The 20,254-nt window shown below is 72.5% G+C and carries 18 protein-coding genes; 6 read left to right on the plus strand and 12 right to left on the minus strand.

Going from position 1 to position 20,254, the window contains the following annotated elements; translation table 11 throughout:
* Positions 1-528 (minus strand): iron chelate uptake ABC transporter family permease subunit (locus DJ70_RS09295; protein WP_143421000.1); only part of this gene is annotated, 528 nt, incomplete at its 3' end.
* A 62-nt stretch (positions 529-590) separates the two neighbouring features.
* Between DJ70_RS09295 and DJ70_RS09300 the strand changes: the two genes are divergently transcribed.
* A complete protein-coding gene (locus tag DJ70_RS09300; RefSeq protein WP_094532235.1) occupies positions 591-1,742 on the plus strand; it encodes a PGF-CTERM-anchored ABC transporter substrate-binding protein in 1,152 nt (383 codons plus the stop codon).
* A 61-nt stretch (positions 1,743-1,803) separates the two neighbouring features.
* Here DJ70_RS09300 and DJ70_RS09305 read toward each other — a convergent pair whose 3' ends face one another.
* Positions 1,804-3,033 carry a pyridoxal-phosphate dependent enzyme gene (locus DJ70_RS09305; RefSeq protein WP_094532237.1) on the minus strand — a complete coding sequence of 410 codons (1,230 nt, stop codon included), beginning with the start codon at positions 3,031-3,033 and terminating at the stop codon, positions 1,804-1,806.
* Positions 3,034-3,197: 164 nt separating this feature from the next.
* On the opposite strand from DJ70_RS09305, the gene DJ70_RS09310 reads away from it, so the two are divergent.
* Positions 3,198-4,520: an NAD(P)/FAD-dependent oxidoreductase gene (locus DJ70_RS09310; protein WP_094532239.1), complete on the plus strand. Its 1,323-nt coding sequence runs from the start codon at positions 3,198-3,200 to the stop codon at positions 4,518-4,520.
* Positions 4,521-4,562: 42 nt separating this feature from the next.
* On the opposite strand, the gene DJ70_RS09315 is transcribed toward DJ70_RS09310, so the two are convergent.
* The 3 genes from DJ70_RS09315 to proS all read right to left on the minus strand — a co-directional run bounded on the left by DJ70_RS09315 (position 4,563) and on the right by proS (position 8,680).
* Positions 4,563-5,789 carry a helix-turn-helix transcriptional regulator gene (locus DJ70_RS09315; RefSeq protein WP_094532241.1) on the minus strand — a complete coding sequence of 409 codons (1,227 nt, stop codon included), beginning with the start codon at positions 5,787-5,789 and terminating at the stop codon, positions 4,563-4,565.
* An 81-nt stretch (positions 5,790-5,870) separates the two neighbouring features.
* The gene (locus tag DJ70_RS09320; RefSeq protein WP_094532243.1) at positions 5,871-7,067 is read right to left on the minus strand and encodes a DUF7096 domain-containing protein; all 1,197 of its coding nucleotides are present in this window, start codon (positions 7,065-7,067) and stop codon (positions 5,871-5,873) included.
* 125 nt (positions 7,068-7,192) lie between these two features.
* The gene (proS, locus tag DJ70_RS09325; RefSeq protein WP_094532245.1) at positions 7,193-8,680 is read right to left on the minus strand and encodes a proline--tRNA ligase; all 1,488 of its coding nucleotides are present in this window, start codon (positions 8,678-8,680) and stop codon (positions 7,193-7,195) included.
* A 126-nt stretch (positions 8,681-8,806) separates the two neighbouring features.
* On the opposite strand from proS, the gene DJ70_RS09330 reads away from it, so the two are divergent.
* Positions 8,807-9,406, plus strand: coding sequence for an NUDIX hydrolase (locus DJ70_RS09330; RefSeq protein ID WP_094532247.1), 600 nt, complete (start codon positions 8,807-8,809; stop codon positions 9,404-9,406).
* A gap of 79 nt (positions 9,407-9,485) precedes the next feature.
* A complete protein-coding gene (gatD, locus tag DJ70_RS09335; RefSeq protein WP_094532249.1) occupies positions 9,486-10,781 on the plus strand; it encodes a Glu-tRNA(Gln) amidotransferase subunit GatD in 1,296 nt (431 codons plus the stop codon).
* Positions 10,782-10,896: 115 nt separating this feature from the next.
* Here gatD and DJ70_RS09340 read toward each other — a convergent pair whose 3' ends face one another.
* On the minus strand, positions 10,897-13,386 hold the full coding sequence (locus DJ70_RS09340) for an efflux RND transporter permease subunit (RefSeq protein ID WP_094532251.1): 2,490 nt from the start codon (positions 13,384-13,386) through the stop codon (positions 10,897-10,899).
* A gap of 75 nt (positions 13,387-13,461) precedes the next feature.
* Complete coding sequence (locus DJ70_RS09345) at positions 13,462-15,498, minus strand: COG1361 S-layer family protein (RefSeq protein ID WP_094532252.1); 2,037 nt, start codon at positions 15,496-15,498, stop codon at positions 13,462-13,464.
* 256 nt (positions 15,499-15,754) lie between these two features.
* Between DJ70_RS09345 and DJ70_RS09350 the strand changes: the two genes are divergently transcribed.
* On the plus strand, positions 15,755-16,426 hold the full coding sequence (locus DJ70_RS09350) for a TetR/AcrR family transcriptional regulator (protein WP_094532254.1): 672 nt from the start codon (positions 15,755-15,757) through the stop codon (positions 16,424-16,426).
* Positions 16,427-16,442: 16 nt separating this feature from the next.
* On the opposite strand, the gene DJ70_RS09355 is transcribed toward DJ70_RS09350, so the two are convergent.
* The 3 genes from DJ70_RS09355 to DJ70_RS09365 all read right to left on the minus strand — a co-directional run bounded on the left by DJ70_RS09355 (position 16,443) and on the right by DJ70_RS09365 (position 18,535).
* A complete protein-coding gene (locus DJ70_RS09355; protein WP_094532256.1) occupies positions 16,443-17,144 on the minus strand; it encodes an HD domain-containing protein in 702 nt (233 codons plus the stop codon).
* A 114-nt stretch (positions 17,145-17,258) separates the two neighbouring features.
* On the minus strand, positions 17,259-17,582 hold the full coding sequence (locus tag DJ70_RS09360; protein ID WP_094532258.1) for a transcription factor S: 324 nt from the start codon (positions 17,580-17,582) through the stop codon (positions 17,259-17,261).
* A gap of 98 nt (positions 17,583-17,680) precedes the next feature.
* Positions 17,681-18,535: an alanyl-tRNA editing protein gene (locus tag DJ70_RS09365; RefSeq protein WP_094532260.1), complete on the minus strand. Its 855-nt coding sequence runs from the start codon at positions 18,533-18,535 to the stop codon at positions 17,681-17,683.
* A 97-nt stretch (positions 18,536-18,632) separates the two neighbouring features.
* On the opposite strand from DJ70_RS09365, the gene DJ70_RS09370 reads away from it, so the two are divergent.
* Positions 18,633-19,145, plus strand: a complete 513-nt coding sequence (locus DJ70_RS09370) for a hypothetical protein (RefSeq protein WP_094532262.1) — start codon at positions 18,633-18,635, stop codon at positions 19,143-19,145.
* Positions 19,146-19,202: 57 nt separating this feature from the next.
* Here the strand turns inward: DJ70_RS09370 and DJ70_RS09375 are convergent, their stop codons facing one another.
* Positions 19,203-19,760 (minus strand): DUF7332 family protein, encoded by a 558-nt coding sequence (locus tag DJ70_RS09375; protein WP_094532264.1) that lies wholly within the window; start codon positions 19,758-19,760, stop codon positions 19,203-19,205.
* 48 nt (positions 19,761-19,808) lie between these two features.
* Positions 19,809-20,243, minus strand: a complete 435-nt coding sequence (locus tag DJ70_RS09380; protein ID WP_094532266.1) for a methylglyoxal synthase — start codon at positions 20,241-20,243, stop codon at positions 19,809-19,811.
* Between the last annotated feature and the right edge of the window lie 11 nt (positions 20,244-20,254).

A 20,254-nucleotide genomic window follows, 5' to 3' on the forward strand; every position in this document is an offset into this window, starting at 1 on the left:
CGCGCCGACGAACGCGAACAGGCTCACCCCGGTCCCGTAGGAGACGGCCACGTCGACCGCGCCGAGGAGGGGAAGCGTCAGCGTCGTCGACAGCGCGGTCGGGAAGACGATGAACGCCACCGCGCCGACGGCCGCGCCCGAGGAGACGCCGATGATCGAGGGGTCGGCCATCGGGTTCCGGAAGAAGCCCTGCATCACGGTGCCCGCGGCCGCGAGCGAGAACCCCACGAGCGCCGCGAGCAGGATCCGCGGGAGCCTGACGAGCAGCACGATCCGGCGGTGGACGTCGTCGACGGGGAAGGCGAACGGCGACCGGTAGGCGAACTCGACGCCGGGCAGCGCGAGCGACCCGACGCCCGCCGTGCCGAACTCCACGCCCGCGGGCACGACCGCCGCGTTCAACACGATCTTCGCCACCTCCGCGGGCGGGATCCTGACCGGCCCGATCCCGGCGCTGACGACGACGACGACCGCCAGCGCGGCCGCTAACGCGGACGACCACGCGACGGCCCGACGCCGGACTCGCATCCGATAGGCAACAAAACTTGTAGTAGATAAATACTTATTGGACCGTCCGTGTCGATACATCGATGCGAGACAGCTTCGCGGTCGCGGTCGCCCTGCTCGTGACGACCGCCCTCGTGGGGGGCGTCGCGGGCGGGGCGGCGGGCGCACAGCCGACGGTCGAGACGGGCGACGCTCCGGAGATCCGCGGGACGGGTGCCCACCAGGCGGACGACGCGGCGTGTTCGTTCCCGCTCACCGTCACCGACGCGACGGGCACGGAGATCACCCTCGAGGAGCCGCCGGAGCGGATCACGACGACGAACCCGTCGGCCGCACAGACGCTGTGGGAGATCGGCGCGCGCGACCGCGTCGTCGGCGTGACCCAGTACGCGGCGTACCTCGACGGGGCGGGAGAGCGAACGAACGTCTCCGCCGCGGGCCTCGGCGTCGACGTCGAGAAGGTCGTCGGGACGGACCCGGACCTGGTGTTGGCCCCGAACGCCTCCGCCGACGACGTGGAGCCGCTGCGGAACGCCGACCTCACCGTCTACCACTTCTCGGAGGCGACCGACGTCGACGACATCGCCGAGAAGACGACGACCGTCGGCCGGCTGGTCGGCGCGTGTGACGCCGCCGCCGAGACGAACGCGGAGATGAACGCCGCGGTCGCGGAGACCCGCAACCGGACCGCCGACCTCGACCGCCCGGCCGCGCTCTACCCGCTGGGGAGCGGCTTCGTCGCCGCCGGTGACACCTTCATCGACGAGCTCATGACGATCGGCGGTGTCGAGAACGTCGCCGCCGCCGAACACGAGGGGTACCCACAGCTCTCCGCCGAGGTCGTCCTCGAGCTGGACCCCGAGCTCATCCTCGTCAACGGTCCCGACGCGCCGATCATGGACGAGGAACCGTACGCGAGCACGACCGCCGGCCGGGAGGGGAACGCGGTCGTCGTCGAGGTCCAGTGGCTGAACCAGCCCGCGCCGCGCAGCGTGATCGTGGCGACGTCGACAATCGCGGACGCGGTCGAGGCGTACGAGGCGGAGAGCGACGACGACGGCGAAAGCGAGACGGGGAGCGACGACGGGGACACCGAGGTCGGGAGCGACGGCGACGACGAGTCCGACGACGCCGGATCGACCGGGACCGGCGACGAGGCCCCCGGATTCGGGGTCGTCGCCGCGGTGCTGGCCGTGCTCGCGACGCTCGCCGTCGGCGTGAGCCGCCGGCCGTAGGGAGGACTTGCCGGTCGTAGGGAGAACCCGCCGGGCGCGGAGGCCGGACGCGGGCGGCTCCTCAGATCCCCTGGCCCATCAGGTGGCTGCGCAACACGTCGGGCGTCTTGAGCCCGGCGTCGGTGTTGAGGAGGACCACCGTCTCGTCGCCGTCGAAGTACCCCTCCTCGGCGAGCTCCCACGCGCCCGCCGGCGCGGCTCCGCCCGCGGCGCCCGTCTCGATCACCTCGTTCTGGGCGACGGCGACCGCGCTCGCGAGGACGTCCTCGTCGTCCGCGGTCACCGCGGTCCCGCCGCTCTCCCCGATGGCCGCCAGGGCCTCGCGGCCGCCGGCCGGGTCGGGGATCTCCAACTCGCCGCAGATCGTGTCGGGCGTCGACCACGGCTCCGGCTCGTCGAGCCCGCGCTCGTGTGCGGTCGCGATCGGGGCACAGCCGCTCGCCTGCGCCGCGACGAGCCGGGGCACCGCGTCGATCGCGCCGATCCGCGCCAGCTCGACGAACCCCTTGTGGATCCCGGCGAGCACCTCGCCGGTGCCGGTCGGGACGACGACGACGTCGGGCGTGTCGCCGAGGTCGGCGACGAGCTCGAACGCGACCGTCTTCACCCCCTCGTGGCGGTAGGGGGTCGCGAACTCGTCGAGGTCCGTGTACTCCGTCTCCAGCTGCTCGTCGACGGCGGCGGCCGCGTCGGGGTAGCGCCCGCCGACGACCCGCATGTCGCCGCCGTGGACGTTCGTCATCGCCTTGTTCGAGAAGGCACAACGCGAGGGGACGAACGCGTACGAGCGCAGGCCCGCCCGCCCGGCGTACGCCGCCATCGACTGGCCGGCGTTGCCGGGGCTCGCGCACGCGAGCGGCTCGACGTCGCGGTCGTCGGCGACCGCCGCGACCGCGGTCATCGCGACCGAGAGCCCGCGGTCGAGGACGGTCCCCGTCGGGTTCCGCCCCTCGTCCTTGACGTAGACGCGCTCGACGCCGAGCTCGTCGGCCAGGCGGTCGGTCGGCACGAGCGGGGTCGACCCCTCGCTGCCCGAGAGCGCGGCCGAGGCGGGAAACGGCAGGAGCGCGTCGTACCGCCAGTGGCCGGGCGCGCGAGCCCGCTCGGCGCCCGCGCCGTCGCCCGCCGAAGCCGCTCCCGCGCCGAACAGCGCGTCGGGATCGACCGCGTCGTAGCGGTAGGTCGCCTCGACGTGCCCCGCCTCCTCCGGGAGGGCCGCCGGGTCCGCCGTCTCGTACACTCGACCGGACGCGCGACTCTCCAGCCCGCGGAACGTCTCCGTCGTCTCCATACGTGACCTTGCGGCGGGCCCGACTAATCGCTTCGCTTCCCGCGCGGGCCGGGGACGGGAACCGGCGGGTCGACACGCAGCGGACGGGTCGACGAACCGACACGCCGCGGACCGACCGACCCGTCCCGCGGCCGCTTATTACCCGCCGGCCCGATATCACGCGCATGGACGCAGACGCCATCGTCGTCGGCGGCGGCCTCGCCGGGCTCGTCTCGGCGGCCCGGCTCGCGGAGACGGGCGCGGACGTGACGCTTCTCGAACGGCGGCCGCGCGTCGGCGGCCGGGTCCGCTCCCGCGAGGTCGACGGCTTCACGCTCGACCGCGGGTTCCAGGTGCTGTTCACGAGCTACCCGGCCGTGGCGCGCGAGCTCGACACGGAGGCGCTCGACCTCCGCCGGTTCTCGCCGGGCGCGACGATCTGTCGGCCGGGATCGCGGGCCGTCCTCTCTGACCCGCTCCGCGAGCCGACCGCCGCGATCGAGTCCGCGCTCAACCGCGAGGTGCCCTTCTCCGACAAGCTCCGGACGCTCGCGCTCCGGTACGACCTCTCGAATCGCGCGGACGACGAGTTCTTCGCGGACGCCGGCTCCGACGCCTCGATCCGCGAGTACCTCGCCGACTGGGGCTTCTCGAGCGACTACGTCTCGAACTTCGTCGAGCCGTTCTACGGCGGGATCACCCTCGACCGGTCGCTGTCGACCTCCAAGGCCGTCTTCGAGTACACCTTCCGCGCGATGAGCCGCGGGTCGATCGCGATCCCCGCCGACGGGATGGCGGCGATCCCCGACCAGCTGGCCGAGCGCGCCGCGGACGCCGGCGTCGAGGTCCGTACCGGCGAGGACGTCGAGGCGGTCGACGTCGGGTCGGGCGGCCGGTTCCGGCTCGGCTCCGGCGGGCCCGTCGACGGCGCGCGCGTCGAACTCGCCGACGGGGAAACGCTCGACGCGAACTGTGTGGTCGTCGCGACCACGCCCCCGGAGGCGCGGCGGCTGACGGGCGTCGAGTCGGTCCCCGAGTCGGGGGTGCCGAACGTCACCGCGTGGTTCTCGCTGCCCGAGCGGTCGTCGTTTTCGACCCGGAGACGGATCCTGCTCAACGCGGCGGGCGAGTCGCCGAACGCGGTCGTCCCGATCTCGGAGGTCGCCCCCGAGTACGCACCCCGGAACCGGCCGCTGCTCGCGGCGACGTTCCTCGGCGAGGCGGCGCTGGAGCGCGAGGCGGCCGACCTCCGTGCGGACACCCGCGAGGCGCTCTCGGCGTGGTATCCGGAACGGGGGTTCGAGAGCCTCGAGACCGTCGCAGTCGACCGGATCCCGTTCGCGCAGTTCGCCCAGCCGCCGGGCGTCCACGCGACGCTTCCCGCCCCGGACGACCCGGAGGGGCCGGTGGTGCTCGCGGGCGAGTACACCGAGTGGTCCGCGATCCAGGGGGCGCTGGAGAGCGGGCGGACCGCGGCGGCGGCCGCGCGCGAGCATCTGGAGACGTAGAGCAGCCGGAGAGCGCGGCCGGCGTCGTCGTTCCCGCCGTCGCTACGCTCGATCGTCCCCGTCGGCGGAGTCGCCGTCGTCCTCGCCGGGCAGCCGGAGCACGTTCTCGCGTCCCAGCCGGAACCCCTCCAGGTCGCCCTCGTCGCGGAGCCCGGTGACCACCTGGCTCGTCTTGGCCGCCGTCCAGTCGAGCTCCTCGGCGACCCGTTTCTGCTTCATCCGCCCGCCCTCCCGCTCGATGAGCCGGAGGACCTGCTCCTCGTTGCTCAGAAGCTCCGCGTCGACGGGCGGCGTCCCCCCGTCCCCGTCCGGGGGGTCCTCGTCCGTCGGGGCACCCTCCGCCGGATCACCCTCCGCCGATCCCTCGTCGGTCGACCCCGCCCCGGTCGACCCGTCGGGATCGTCGACGACCGCCGACCCGGATCCGTCGTCGGGGCGTCCCTCGACGTCGCCCGCGCCGGCGGTCGACGCGGCCCCCGACTCGGCCGGGGACGCCCCGGACGACGTCGTCGACGACCCGCGCTCGCGCCGGGCGTACGCGGCCGCCCCGCCGAGGACGACGAGGAGGCCGGCGGCGAGGAGCGGGAGCCCGCTCGGGATCGAGTTCACCACGGAGTCGGGGACCGCCGCGATCCGCGGTTCGCCCCCGGCGAAGTCGACCGGACCGACCCAGACGACCGACCCGTCGCGCGTCTCCGCGGGCGCGGGGGAGGCCGTCTCCAGTTCGTGGGAGTCCGGCCACGAGACGATGAGGGAGCTCTCCTCGTCGAGGAACAGCCCGTCGATCGCGTCGCCGGCCGCGATCCGGCCGTCCTCGACGGCCGCGAACCCGCCCCACCGGAACCGATAGGTGACGATCCCGTACTCCTGGGGGATCTCCCGGCGCTCCGCGGTCACCGACACGTTCGAGACGCTCATCTCGCGGCCCGTCGCCGACGCGGACTCGTTGACCGTCGTCTCCATCCGTCCGCGAAAGCGGTCGGCGTACGCCGCGGGGTTCGCCTCGAGGTCCGTCCGGAACTCCTCGAAGGCCCGTTCCTCGTCGCTCGTCGAGAGCCGAACCCGGTACTCGATCGTCCAGACGGCGTCGCCGTCGGCGTCGACGGCGGCGGTGATCAGGACGTCGTCGGGATCGATCTCCTCCTGCTGAGCGAAGGGGTCCCCGGCGACCCCCGCGACGCCGCCGGACGCGCCGACGAGCAGGCCGCCGATGAGGAGCCCGACGACGAGGAGACGCCGGGGGACCGGCGGGAGCGTCGTTCGCTTCACGCCCGACCCGACACGCGGGCGCGCTAAATCGCTTCTCATGTCCGGCATCGACTCCGGACGTCCGTCGCCGACGGGGGCACGCTACGCGCCACCGCGCCGCTCCCCCCCGCCCGCTCCGTCTCCCGAACCGGGATCGCTTCCACCGGCACCGTCACCGGGGTCGCTGTCGCCGGCACCGTCACCGGGATCGCTTCCACCGGCACCGTCACCCGGACCGCTTCCACCGGCGGCGTCGCTGCCGTCGTCGCCGTCCGCCGTCCCTGCCCCGGTCGCGTCGGCACCGTCGTCCGCGGAGCCGCCGCTCGCGGAGTCGCCACCGGCGGGGGCGCCGGTCGACCCGCCGTTCCCGCTTCCGGTGGTGGCGTTCCCGGCAGTGGCGCTTCCGTCACCGTCGCTCCCGGCAGTGGCGTTTCGGCCGGAACGCGCCCCGCGGTCCGGTCCGCTCCGTGCCGGCCCGTCGCCGGCGGACGCGTTCCGCGGTCCCGACGCGTCGACACCGGGGCGATCGGCGTCGGTTCCCGGAGGGCCGCCGCCGGGGAGCCCATCGAGCGGAGCCCCGCCGCCGGGGGTTCCCGGAGGACCGCCGCCGGATCCGGGCGGACCGCGGCGGTCGGGGCCCATCGGCGCGCCGGTCCGGTTTCCGCCGATCTCCCGAGCGATCGCCGCGGTCTCGGGACCGCTCAGTTCGCTTGCGCTCCGGCGCAGGGTTCGGATCCGCTCGGCGTCGACGCCGCGCTCGACGAGCGCCTCCGCGGGAAGCCCAGCCGCGACGGCGGCGCTCCGGTTCGTCGTTCGGTTCACCACGGCCGCCCGCGTGCCGATCGCCGCCTTCCGGGCGGCGTACGCGCCGGGACTCACGTTCCCGGCCTCGCGGCGTTCGCGGAGCTCCCGTTGCCGCTCCCGTAGCTCCGCGAGCCGCCGCTCGTTCCGCTCGAGTTGCGCCGCGATGACCGCCGCGCGCTCCGCGTCGGTCTCCGCCTCCGCGAGCCGGATCTCGAAGGACCGCGAGGACACTTCGCCGTCGATCTCGGCCCCCTGGACGCCGATGACCCCAGAGAGCCGTTCGCCGGGCGAGAGGTTCGCCGTGGCGTTCGCCGGTCCGGTTCGCGTGTCGTTCTCGGGGGTCGTCCGGGCGACCGGCGCGTCCTCGCCGGCGGCCGCGTCGCCGGTCGCCTGCGGCGCTCCGGAGTCGCCGGTCACGGCGGCGCCGAGCGGGACCATCGCGATCAGTCCCGCGACCGCCAGGGCGGCGACGAGCAAGGTGATCCGTCGGGTCATGCGTCCCGATCGGCGACCGCCGCGTAAATACACCGACACCCTTCAGGTCGGATCAAGCCCGATCAAGCCGGATTAACTCGGGGTGATCGCGGCCGGACCGTCGCGACCGGCGGCCGACCGCGATCTCAGTACGACTTCGCGAAGTAGGCCGTCCGCTCGGCCGGGTCGCCGCAGATCGCGCATGTCTCGCCGTGGTCTCCGTTCCCGCCCTCCCCGGCGAGGGGGTCGTCGTCCTCGAAGGGAACCATGACGATCTCCGCGGCCATCGGCTCCTTGATCGGCTCCTCGCAGGCCTCGTCGCCGCACCACGGCGTCTTCACGTAGCCGCCGTGTTGGCCGAGCGTGCCGAGGATCCCGGCGCGGTCGTCCGCCTCCCGGACCTCGCCGTCGAGGGTGTCCTCGGCGGCCGCGTACAGCTTCGCGTACACCGTGTCGAGGTGGTCGCGGACGACGTCGACGACGTCCTCCCGGTCCTCGACGTGCTCCTCGCCGTCGGGGCGATGGTTCAGCGTCAGCTCGTCGTCCTCGACCTCGTAGGGGCCGATCTCGATCCGCAGCGGGATCCCGTTCAGCTCGTGTTCGTTGAACTTGAAGCCGGGGTTGCGCTCGTCGCGGTCGTCGAGCTCGACGCGGATCCCCGCGTCCTCGAGGTCGTCGGCGACCCCCTCCGCGTACGCGAGCACGTCGGCCTTGGTGTCCTCCTGCCAGATGGGGACGACGACGACCTGCGTCGGCGCGACCGTCGGCGGGAGCACGAGCCCCTGCTCGTCGGAGTGGGTCATGATCAGCGCGCCGAGCGCGCGCCAGGAGAGCCCCCACGAGGTCGTGTGGGCCGTCCGATCGTTCTCCTCCTCGTCGGAGAAGGTGATGTCGAACGCCTCCGCGAACGACCGTCCGAGGTGGTGGGAGGTCGCGCCCTGGACGGACTTCCCGTCGGGCATGAGCGCCTCGACGGTCGTCGTCGTGTCCGCGCCGGGGAACGCGTCGTGGTCCGGCTTCTGGCCCTTGAGGACCGGGATCGCGAGGAAGTCCTCGTAGACGGACTCGTACTGGTCGAGCCGGGTCATCGTCTCCTCCCAGGCGTCCTCGCTCGTCGCGTGGGCGGTGTGGCCCTCCTGCCAGAGGAACTCCTTCGTCCGGAAGAACGGCTTCGTCTCCGTCGCCTCCCAGCGCACGACCGAACACCACTGGTTCACCCGCAGCGGGAGGTCGCGGTGGCTCCGGACCCACTGGGAGATGTACGGCGTGATGATCGACTCGGAGGTCGGTCGCACCGCGAGCCGCTCCTCGAGCTCCGTGGTTCCGGCTTCCGTCACCCACGCGACCTCGGGGTCGAACCCCTCGACGATGTCCTTCTCGCGTTCGAGGTACGACTCGGGGATGAACATCGGGAAGTAGGCGTTCCGAACGCCGGTGTCCTTGAACTTCGCGTCGAGAAAGCCCTGGAGCCGCTCCCAGACCGCGTACGCCCGCGGCCGCGTGACGATGAAGCCGCTCATGCCCTCGGGGCCGTAGTCCGCGAGTCCTGCCTTCCGTACGACCTCGGCGTACCACTCGCCGGTGTTGTGTGACTTGGACTCGGTGATCCCGAGCTCCTGGTCGTCGTCGCTCATTGTTCCTCACACGGCGGGTCGCGGGCTTAAAAGGTCCGAAGGCGCGTGCGGGGGCGGCGCGGGCGCGGACGGGAACGAGGGACGGACGGAGAAAGGTTAACTCCCCCGCAGGTCCTACGCTCCGGCATGGACCTGTCGGGGCTCCGCCGTCACGCGTCGCGGTCGCTCGCGGGTCGCCGCGAGGCGGCCGTGTTGGCCCCGGTGATCGAACGCGACGGCGACGCCCACCTGCTGTTCACGAAGCGGGCCGAACACCTCGGGGAACACCCCGGCCAGATGAGCTTTCCCGGCGGCGGCCGCGAGCCGGTCGACCGGACCCTCACCGACACCGCGCTCCGGGAGGCGAACGAGGAGGTCGGGATGCGGCCGGAGGAGGTCGACGTCGTCGGCCGCATCGACGACACGCGGACCAGCAGCGCCTACGCGGTCCGGCCGTTCGTCGGGGTCGCGCCCGACCGCGAGTACGTCCCCGACGAGTCGGAGGTCGCCGAGGTCGCCGTCCTCCCGATCGACGACCTCGTCGACCCCGCGAACTACGAGTCCGAGCGGCGGCTCGGCCACCCGGAGTACGGCGACCACCGCGTCCACTACTTCCACGTCGACGGCTACACCGTCTGGGGCGTGACCGGGCGGATGGTGGTCCAGCTGCTCGAGCGCACGACCGACTGGCGCGCCCCGCCCGACCCCGACCGCGTCGTCGGCCCCGAGGCCGACTTCCCGATCTGAGCGGGAGACGACGGGCGACTCCGGTCGCCGCCGACCGCGAACGGCTGGATTCAAGTCCGCCGACCCGGAACCGGAGGGCATGCAACCCGGAGATCGCGTCCGCGTCGACCGCGGGGACGTCACGAACGAGGGCGTCCTGTTGCCCTCGACGACGCGCGACCACCTCGTCGTCAAGCTCGACGGCGGGTACAACGTCGGCATCGACCGCGAGGACGCCGACGTGGAGGTGCTGGAGTCGGGCGCGCGCGACGTCGACGACGCCGGCGACGCGGGCGAGTCGAGCGAGATCACCTTCGACGACGACCTCCCGACGGTGGCGCTCATCTCCACCGGCGGCACCATCGCGTCGACCGTCGACTACCGCACGGGCGCGGTCACGGCGCGGTTCGACGCCGAGGACGTGTTGCGGGCGGTCCCCGACCTCGCCGGCCGCGCGAACTACCGCGGGCGCGTCGTCGCCAACATCCTCTCCGAGAACATGGAGCCCGGCATCTGGCGGGACCTCGCCGAGGCGGTCCGCGAGGAGGTCGCGGCCGGAGCCGACGGCGTCGTCGTGATGCACGGGACGGACACCATGCAGTACTCCGCCTCGGCGCTCGCCTTCTCGCTCGACGTCCCCGTTCCGGTCGTCTTCACGGGGAGCCAGCGCTCGGCGGACAGACCCTCCTCGGACAACGTCATGAACGCCGTCTGTGCCGTGGAGGCCGCGAAGGCCGACCACGCGGAGACGCTCGTGTGTATGCACGCGAGTCCCTCCGACGACGTCTGCGCGCTCCACCGTGGCACCCGCGTGCGGAAGAACCACACCTCCCGGCGCGACGCCTTCGAGACGGTCGGCGCGGAGCCGCTCGGGCTCGTCGACTACGAGGCCGCCACCGCGGCGGGCGCCGACGGCGACGTCGCCGCGGAGGCGATCGCCTGGAACCGGGAGCCCGCCACGCGGGACGTCGAGGAGGGGGAGAGGGCCGACCCCGCCATCGCGGCCGACCTCGAGAGCGACGTCGAGCTCGTGAAGTTCACGCCGGGGATGGATCCCGCGGCGTGGGATTACCTGGAGGGGAAAGCCGGCGTCGTGATCGAGGGGACGGGGCTCGGCCACGTTCACACCGACCTCATCCCGCGGATCGAGTCGCTCGTCGTCGACGGCACGGTCGTCGTCATGACGAGCCAGTGTCTCGAGGGCCGGGTGTGCGACCGGGTGTACGACACCGGTCGCGACCTGATCGACGCGGGCGTGATCGAGGCGGGCGACACCCTCCCCGGCACCGCGAAGGTGAAGCTGATGTGGGCGCTCGCGAACCTCGACGACCCCGCGGCGGCGATGCGCCGGGACCTCGCGGGCGAACTCACCGAGGAGTCCCGCCCCTGGCGGTGAGCGGCGGCCGCGGAGGCCCGTCCGACGCGATCGCTCGCGACGCGACCCCGTGCCGGCCGCGACCGGACCCGTCGCCCCGCGGGATCCCCTGACGGGGGGATCCCGAGGGAGTCACCTACGGTTCGGCGTCCTCCCGGAAGGTCGCCTCCAGCCCGAGGCCGACGCGGGAGCCGTAGCGGTCCCAGACGACCACGAGCGACGGCACCAACACGATCGAACAGAGGTACGCGTAGAACACGCCGAGCGCGAGCAGCGCGCCGAACTCCTGGATCAGCGGGATGACGGCGAGCCAGAGCACGCCGAGGCCGGTGACGGTCGTGAGCATGCTCCCGGTGAGCGCGCCGCCGGTGCCGCCGATGGTGACGTCGAGCGCCTCCTGGAGCGGCTCGCCGGCCTTGTACTCGTCGACGAACCGGTGGACGAAGTGGACGGTGTAATCCACCCCGAGCCCGATCGACACCGAGAGGATGGGCGCGTTGATCGGCGTCAGCGGGATGTCGAGCAGCCACATCGACCCGACCAGCAGCCCGACGGTGGCGAGCACGGGGACGAGATTGAGCACGCCGTACACCGCCTTCCCCTCCAGGTACCGGTAGGACAACGTGAGGAACGCCGCCGTGAACACGAACGCCGCGATCAGGCTCCGGACCGCCGACTCGAGGAGCAGGTCGATCACGGCCTCGTTGACGACGAGGGTCCCGGTGGCGACCGCGGTCAGCGGCGTCCGGTCCGCGAGCTCCCGCACGTCGGCGACGGCCTGCTCGCTCTCGACGCCCGGCCGGATCGTGTAGTCGATCCGGGCGCTCCCCCGGTCGGCCGCGATGTAGCCGCGCGCGCGCTGCTCCGCGGGGGAGTCGAGCAGCGCGTCGTACACCTCGTCGACGTTGCGGTCGGGGACGCCCGTGCCGAGCCGGTCGTTCCGCTCGACGAGCCGACGGAACTCGGGGTCGCTCTCGGCGCGGTCCTCGATCACGGTGACGACGCTGGTGCTCCGTGCGCGACGCCGGTCGGTCGTCGCGAACGTCTCCGGCGGGTTGCGGGTGGTCCGGTCGATCAGCTCGAGCGAGTCGTCGTCGCGGACGGACTGGTCGATGTACAGCGTCACCGACCCCACGAAGTCCTGGTCGAACTCCTCCTCGAAGAGGGTGAGCACGTCGAGGAACGTGTACTCCGTCGGCGCGAGCGGCTCCGGAAGCTGGCTGTACGTCTCCAGCCGGTCCTCGTCCGGGAAGAAGGCCTCCTCCGAGAACTCCGTGTCGACGCCCGTGCCGTACGCGCCGCCGAGCGCCCCGCCGAGGAGCACGACGACCACGACGAGGACGGGCGCGACCCGCGAGAGGTCGACGCCGACGTGGAGGAGGCGGCCGAGCCGTGACCCGCCCGTGCCGAGCGGCGTCGACCCGAACTCGGGGACCGGCAGCCGGTCGCGCCACCGGTCGACGAACACCTTCGCGGCGGGGAGGTAGACCCCGAAGACCAGCAGGGTGAACACCATCCCGACGGCGGCGACGATCCCGAAGTCGCGGTTCGGGTCGAACGGACTCACGACGTTGGCGATCAGGCTGACCACGGTCGTGATCGTCACGAGCAGGAAGGCGATGAACAGCTGGTCGGTCGTCGTCCGCATCGACGCCTCGATCCCGCCGCCCTCCAGCCGCTCCTCGCGATATCGGTTGATGATGTGGATCCCGAAGTCGATCCCGACCGCGACGAGAAGCGGGAAGACGGTGACGAGCGAGTCCGAGAAGGGGATCCCCGCGTACCCCATGAACCCGAACGTCCACACCACCGACATCCCGAGCGCGGAGAGCCCGAGCGTCATGTCGATCGGGTCGCGGTAGGCTAAAAGCAGGAACAGGAGGATGAACACGAGCGCCGCGGGGAAGACGATGACCGCGGTGTCGGTGAGCAGCGCGTTGATCTCGCTCTGGAGGATCCCGTCGCCGAAGAGGATCGCGTTCTCGCCCGCCTCCATGCCGGGCACCGAATCGACGACCGCGACGCTGCGGACCTGGAGGGTCTCGACCCGCGCGGTCGTCGCCGCGTCGGGCACGTCGTAGGTGACGCCGACGATCGCGCTGTCGGCCTGCTGGGCGGTCGGGTTGTAGTCCGTCGACACCTGCGCGGCCACCGCGCCCGACTCGTCGGCGGCCGCGATCGCGGCGGCGAGCTCGGTCGGCGTCGCCGCGACGACCGCGTCGCGCTGCTCGCCCGGAGTCTCGGCCGACGGGTCGAGCTCGCGGGCGATCGCGTTCGCGTGGCTCGTCGTCGACGCGACCCGGAGCGTCGAGCGCGACTCCAGTCGCTCCTGCGTCTCGAGGATCCGCACGAGCGCGTCCCGCGAGAGGACGTCGTCCTCGGTGACGATGACCTGCCCGGCGGTGTCCGACCCGCCGATCGAGGACTCGAACTCCTCGTCTATCTCGTCGAGCGCCTGCTGGGCCGGGATGTCCTGGGTGAACTGGTCGGCCCCCGCCGACGTCGAGATGGCCGTGACGCCGCCGAACGCGACGACGGTCACGAGCAGGAACGCGACGATCACGGCGACCGGACGGCCGGTGGCGAGCTCGTCGATGCGCTCGACGAGCCGGTCTGCGGCGGTCACCGTCGCCTCCCCGACGGCTCGCGCGGCGTCGACCGTCCGTGCCAGCGGCGACGCGGATCGGGTCCGGTCATCGGGTCACTGTCGCCCGCGATACCAGACCGCCCCGCCGACGAGCCCGGCGAGGACCAGGATCCCGAACACGATCGTGGCCATCGAGGGACCCCCGCCGTCGTCGACCGGCTCGGTCACCTCGAGCGGGTACTGTGTCACGTCGGAGATCCGGTCGTTCCCCCGCCCGTCCTCGTACCGGAAGTCCAACTCCACCGGATACGTCCGGATCCCGGCGCCGCCGCCGGCGGACACCTCGAACCAGATCTCCGTCGACTCGCCGGGCTCGAGCTCGTCGACGAACGCCTCGTCGGTCGGGGCGGCGATCGGGTCGTCGGCGTACAGCCCGGCGTTGATCGACGAGAGCGTCTCGGGGCGCTGGTTCGTGATCTCGAAGGTTATCCGGCGCGTCTCGCCGGCCGGCACGGTCGGGTCGTCGGCCTCGATCGCGAACTCCGGCCGCCGCGGGGCGACCGCGATCCGGGCGGTCGACTCCTCCGTCAGCGTCGCGTCGTCGCCCATGTACTCCACGGTGAAGCGGACCTGCCGGGGACCCGGATCGGCCTGCCCGCTCACGTCCGCGTCGAACGAGAAGTCGGTCGACTCGCCGGGCGCGAGGTCCGGCAGCGCGTAGCGGCTCTCCCCGAGCGTCACCCGCGTGCTCTGCGGCTCGGCCACCAGCACCGCCTCGTCGACGGTCCGCGGGCCGTCGTTCGTGAGCGTCCCGTTTATCGACCCGGAGTAGCCGACCTCCAGGGTCGAGTCGACGCCGTCGACCGCGAACGACTGGCCGGGGCCGACCGGGATCCGGGCGGTCGACTCGTCGCTCGCGACGCGGTCGCCGCTCTCGTGTTCGACGGTGAACCGGAACTGTCGCGGGCCGGCGTCGGCCTCCGGAGTCACGTCGGCGTCGAGCGAGAACTCGGCCGACCCGCCGGGCGCGAGGTCCGGCAGCGCGTAGCGGCTCTCGGGGAACGTCACGCCGGGGCTCGTCGACTCCGCGACGAGGACGGCGTCGTCGACCGCCAACGGACCGTCGTTCGTCACCCTCCCGGCGACGGTCCCCGAGTGGCCGACGCTCAGGCTGCCGTCGACGCCCTCGACCGCGAACCGCTGTTCGGGCGTCGGCGTCACGCCGATCCGCGAGGACGGCGAAGCGACCTCCCCCCCGTCGCCGTCGCGGTACTCGACGCTCGTGCGCAACACGTAGGTCCCGCCGGCGAAGTCGGGCGCGACCGACGAGTCGAACCGCACGGTCCGGTTCTCCTCGGGATCCCAGTCGCCGACGAACACGTCCGGCGGACCGTTCGCGCCCACGGTGACGCCGCTGCCCGAGACGCTCCCCGTGACGATCGCGTCGCGGGCGGTCTCGTCGCCGACGTTCCGGAGCGTGACCCGGACCTCGCCGGTTCCGCCCACCTGCGCGTCGGTCCCGGCGTCGACGATCGCGAACCGCGCCCCGTCGTCGACCACGACGGTGACGTCCAGCTCCTCGCTCCTGGAGGAGTCGTAGGTGGTGCTACTGTTCGGGACGATGGTCCGGGTGTAGTGGTAGTCGACCGTCACGTCGAGTTCGTACTCGCCGTCCGCCGCGTCGTCGGGGACGGCGATCCCGATCGGGACTGAGGTGGGCGTGCCGGGCGGGACGTCGCCGACGGCGATCTCCTCGCTCGTCACCGCGATCGGGTCGTCGTCGTCCTCCGCCTCCGCCTCGAGCGTGAGGCTCCGCGCGGTCGTCACGCGCGGGTCGACGTCGTTGCCGATGGACATCTCCCCGGTGTTGAGGAGGTCGACCTCGATCGTCGTCTCCCCGCCGGTGGGCACGGTCGGCTGGGGGAGGTACGCCTCGAGGTCCGGCTCGCCGCGGACCTGCCCGACCTGCCCGACCGCGTCGTCGCCCTCGGGGCTCCCGACCGCGAGCGTGCCCGCCGCGTCGGGGCCGTCGGAGACGCCCGAGACCGGCGTCGGCTGTGCGGCGACGCCGGCGAAGCTCCCGACCGCGGCGACGAGGAGCGCGCCCGCGACGACGACCGCGACGACCGTGCGCCCGCTCGGGAGCGTCACCGCTCACCTCCGGTGCGCGAGCGACGGGAGGGGACTGTCCGGAGGACGGCGGCGCGAACGGCGGGCGAGGTGCGGAGGCGGGACGTGAGAGCGGCGGCGGAGGCGGCGGCCGCGAGCGTGAGGCCGCGGCGTCGGAGGGACGACCCTCCGATCGCCGGTGGTCGAGTCATGGCTTCGTCTCTCACGCCGACGGCATAAGCGTGTTGAATGAACGTTCAATCAGGAGCGATATATACTTCACCCCGGTACACTCCGCATGGACGACCCGTTCACGGAGCCGACGGACACGCGGGAGGCCATCCTCGGCGCGGCCTTCCGCGCGCTCTGTGAGCACGGGTACGCGGACCTCACGATAAAGCGGATCGGCGAGGCGTTCGAGAAGAGCCCCTCGCTCGTGTACCACCACTACGACGGGAAGGACGAGCTGTTGGTCGACCTCCTCGAGTTCCTGCTCGAGGACTTCGAGGCGGCCATCGCGGGGGGCGCCTTCGACCTCCCGCCGCGGGCGCGGCTCGACGCGTACGTGGCGGCGATGACCGATCCGGACGGGGTCGACGACGAGCACGCCCCCGACGGCCGGTTCCTCGTCGCGATGGTCGAGCTCCGCGCCCAGGCGGCGACCGACGGGGCGTACCGCGAGCACTTCGACCGGAGCGACCGCGTGTTCCGCCGGTTCCTCGAGCGATCCGTCCGCGAGGCGGCCGCCGAGGCGCGTCCGGACGGCCGGTCGGGCGCGGCGGGCGCCGTTTCCGAGGGCGTCGACGACGGGGTCGCGCCCGCCGCGGTCGCGGAGACGCTCCAGACGCTCGCGACCGGCGCGATGCTGCGCTGGTCGACGACGACCGACCGCGAGTGGGCCGGGGCGGTCCGCGAGGAGGCGAGCCGGTACCTGTCGCGGACGCTTCCGGCGGTGGATCCGGAGGCCTAGGGGAGCTGACGGCGGGTCATCGACCCGTGGCGCCGTCGGCGTCCATGCGGCTGACCTCCTCCTCGAGCCACTCGCGGATCCACTGGACGCGTTTGATCCGCTGGTGGGCGATGCTCTCCGCGGTGTCGGAGACGACGCGGTCGGTGTGGTCGCGGCCGCGGTCGAGCACCCGGTCGACCATCTTCGCGGCGTCCATGTGGGTGCGGGACTCGTACCCCATCCGCAACAGCATCAACACGGCCCCGTTCGCGCCGACCTTGTCGAGCACGTCGGCCTCGATCAGACAGCGGCTCTCCAGTGGCACGTCGGCCAGGTCGCCGGTGTAGGAGTGGTCGACGACCGCCCCGCACACCTCCTCGATGAACGACTCCGGGTAGTTCCCGCGGCTCTGGAGGTACTCGCGGGCGACGCGTGCGCCGGCCTCGGCGTGGACGTCCTGGTCGACCTCGAGTTTGGCCACGTCGTGGAACGCCGCCGCCACGCGGACGACGTCGACGTCCGCGCCCTCGGCCTCGGCGATCTCCTCGGCGAGGTCGATCACGTTGAGGATGTGATTGAACCGGTACTCCGCCGAGTGCCAGGGGTACCACCGCATGCGTCCGCCGTCCTCCTCGCTCTCGACGCTGGCCGCGAGGTAGTCCCGCACGAACCGTTTCATCTCCTCGAAGTCCTCGTCGTCCACCTCCGTTTCCTTAATCTCGACGCCCACGGAGACCACCTCGGGCGAAAAACTCGTGATTCATTGGCCTAACGGAGGGGCGTTCCGTTCTTAGTCGTTACGACGAGGGCCTCGGAGAGCGGGCCGATCCGGGCGTCACGAACGCGGAGCGGCTCAGTGGTCGTCCTCGCGCCACTTGTGTTCACACTCGGTACAGACGAAGAATCGGGTCTCGGACTCGTCGGCCGAGCGGATCTGCTGCATGTACCAGTACGCTCGGTCGTTGCCACACTCCGGGCAGTGTGCCGTCGTCTCCGGCAGTCCCTTGTCCTCGGCGTCGCTGACGTCGACGATCTCCGACTCCTCCTGTGACTGCGTGGTCCAGGCGTCCTCCTCGTCCCCGTCGCGGCCGACCTCGTGACCGCAGGCGTCACAGACCCAGTGGTCCGCTCCCTCGCCCGACTTCATCATCGAGCCGCACTCGTCGCAGAACTTCATGTACGAACCAACGAGAGGTCACACACATAAGCGGCGGGATCCCGCGGTCGCGCCCGCGGGAACTCCGAGTACCTCGCGGTCGGGATCGGCGACGGGTCTCACGCGACGTGATCGGCGAGGGCGAACCGGATCCGCTCTTCCCCGCTTCCCTTCGTCTCGCGGCCGGTGACGACGACCTCGCCGATCTCGCCGGTGGAGCCGACGTGCGTCCCCGCACAGGCCGTCCGATCGTACGGGTCGGCGTCGTCGCTGGCCGCGTCGGCGACGTCTCCGGTCGCCGCGTCCGCCCCGCCGATCTCGACGATCCGCAGCTCGGTTATCGAGTCCGGAAGCAGGTCGATCCGCGTCCGATCGGTGTCGAGCGTCGCCTCGGCGTCGGCGCGGTCCATCGTGTAGCTCGTGACGGGGCGGTCGTCGGCGACGAGCTCGTTGAGTCGCCGCTCGATCCGGTCGAGGTCGTCCGCGTCGAACCGGTCGTACGCCGCGTCGAGGTGGGCGCGGTCGGCGTACAGCTGGTTCCCGGTCGTTTGCGCGCCGAACGCCTCGAGGAGGAGCGCCGACAGCAGGTGCTGTGCGGTGTGGTAGCGCGCGTGTGCCCGCCGCCGGTCCCAGTCGATCTCGCCGATCACGGCGGTGCCGGGTTCGGGGAGCGTGGAGGCGTCGGGTGCCGCCGGGGCGTCGGGAGTCGCCGGAGCGTCGGGCCCGGCGGCCGAGTCGTCCCCGGAGACGGGGTCGAGCGTGTGGTAGATCGTGTCCGACTTCTCGACGTCGACGACCCGGAAGCGCCGGTCGGGATCGTCGGCGACGTACAGCGTTCCGGTGTCGTGGGGCTGGCCGCCGCCGGTCGGGTAGAAGTGGGTTCCGTCGAGGACGACCCGGTCCTCGAGGGTTCGCTCGACGGTCGCCTCGAACCGCCGAACCGTGTCGTCGGCGAGGTAGCGTTGCTCGGTCACGTGATCCGGGAGCGGTCGAGCGACCATAAACCGATCCCCCGGTCTCCCGGCTCACGGCCCCGTTCGTTTACGTGCGTTCCGGCCGAACGGGGTCGGTATGGACCCGCCGGTCGTCCCCGCCGAACGCCTCGACGGCTGGCGGCGCGTCGACGAGACGACCGACCGCCCGTTCGCCGCCGGCCCCGTCTCGGTGACCGCGAGCACGGTCCGGTACGAGCGCGACGACCGCCGGGAGCCGCGACCCTTCTTCTTCGCGAGTCGCCTCCGGATCCGCCCCGAAACCCCGCCGAACGCCGCGCTCACCCGACTCGTGGAGAACCGAGCGAGGACGGGCTTTCGCGACCGGCTCGCCGAGCGCGACGTCGAGGCGGTCGAGTCCCGCGGCGAGCGGACGATCGCGGTCGACGACCCCGACGCCGGGAAGGCGACGCTCGTCACCCTCCGCGGCCGCTGCGCGCTCGACGGGGGGACGGTCCCGGTCGAGGCGCTGCTCGCGACGTGGGAGGCCGGACCGTACCTGCTCGCCGGCGGCGCGTACCGGCTCGACGGGGACGCGACCGGCGTCCGGCGGGAGCTCCTCGGGCTCGTCCGCGGGGTGCGTCCCGACTGACTCGACGGGACCGCGCGCGTCACGCGGACGGGACGTGTTGGGGAAGGACCGCCGTCCTCAACACGGAACGACCCCCGCGGCCGAGCCGACCGGCGGGCGGTCCGCGTCGTACGTCGTCTCGTCGATCCCGCCGTCGAACATCGGCAGTCGGAGCTCGTAGGCGTACAGCAGGTCGAACGCCGCGAACGGGTCGATCCCGGTGGCGACCAGTCCGGGGGCGTCAAGCCGGACGCCGGCCGCGAGCGTCACGATCGGGTCGCCCTCGAGACGGCCGGCGAGCTCGACGCCGAGCTCGTCGCCGGCGGCGGGGTCGGTGAGCACGGAGACGTGAACGAGCGCGTCGATCGTCGCCGGCGGGTCGCCGATCGCGAGCGGGTACCCCTCGCCGGCGAAACACTCGGTCAGCGGCCCGACCTCGCGCTCGGCGGCCGGCTCGGGCGACCCCGCGGCCCCTCCCGCGACCGGTCCGTCGACCGCCCCGACCACCCCGCCGGGGACGGCCGCGACCGCGACGAGACACGCGAGGAGGACGGCCACGGACGCCCGCGTCGCGGGTGGGAGCGCCGACCCGCCGGCGGGGGCGTCCGCGGAGTCTCGGCCGGGATCGGTGCCCATCGATCGCGGCTACGTCGCCCCCCGAAATAAAGCTCGCCCGTCCGGTTATCACTCGCGAGATCCGTCGTCGCGAAGCGGCGACGCCTCGTCCAGGAGCTCCTCGTCGACGGAATGTTCCCCGAGAAGGAGTCCCCGTACGAGCAGCTCGGCCGACGCGACGTTCGTCGCCACCGGCACGTCCTTCACGTCACAGACGCGCAACAGCGCGGAGACGTCCGGCTCGTGCGGCTGTGCGGTGAGCGGGTCACGCAGGAAGACCAGCCCGTCTATCGCGCCGTCCGCCACCATCGCCCCGATCTGGAGGTCTCCCCCGAGCGGCCCGGAGGCCTGCCGGTCCACGGCCAACCCGGTCTCCTCGGCGATCCGCTTTCCGGTGGTGCCCGTCGTGACCAGGTCGTGATCGGCCAGCACGTCCGCGTGCGTCCCCGCGAACGCCACCATCTCGTCTTTGAGTTCGTCGTGGGCGATGAGCGCGATGCGCATGGATCGGCATC

Origin of the sequence: Halorubrum halodurans (assembly GCF_002252985.1) — an archaeon.
GTDB classification, from domain to species: Archaea; Halobacteriota; Halobacteria; order Halobacteriales; family Haloferacaceae; genus Halorubrum; species Halorubrum halodurans.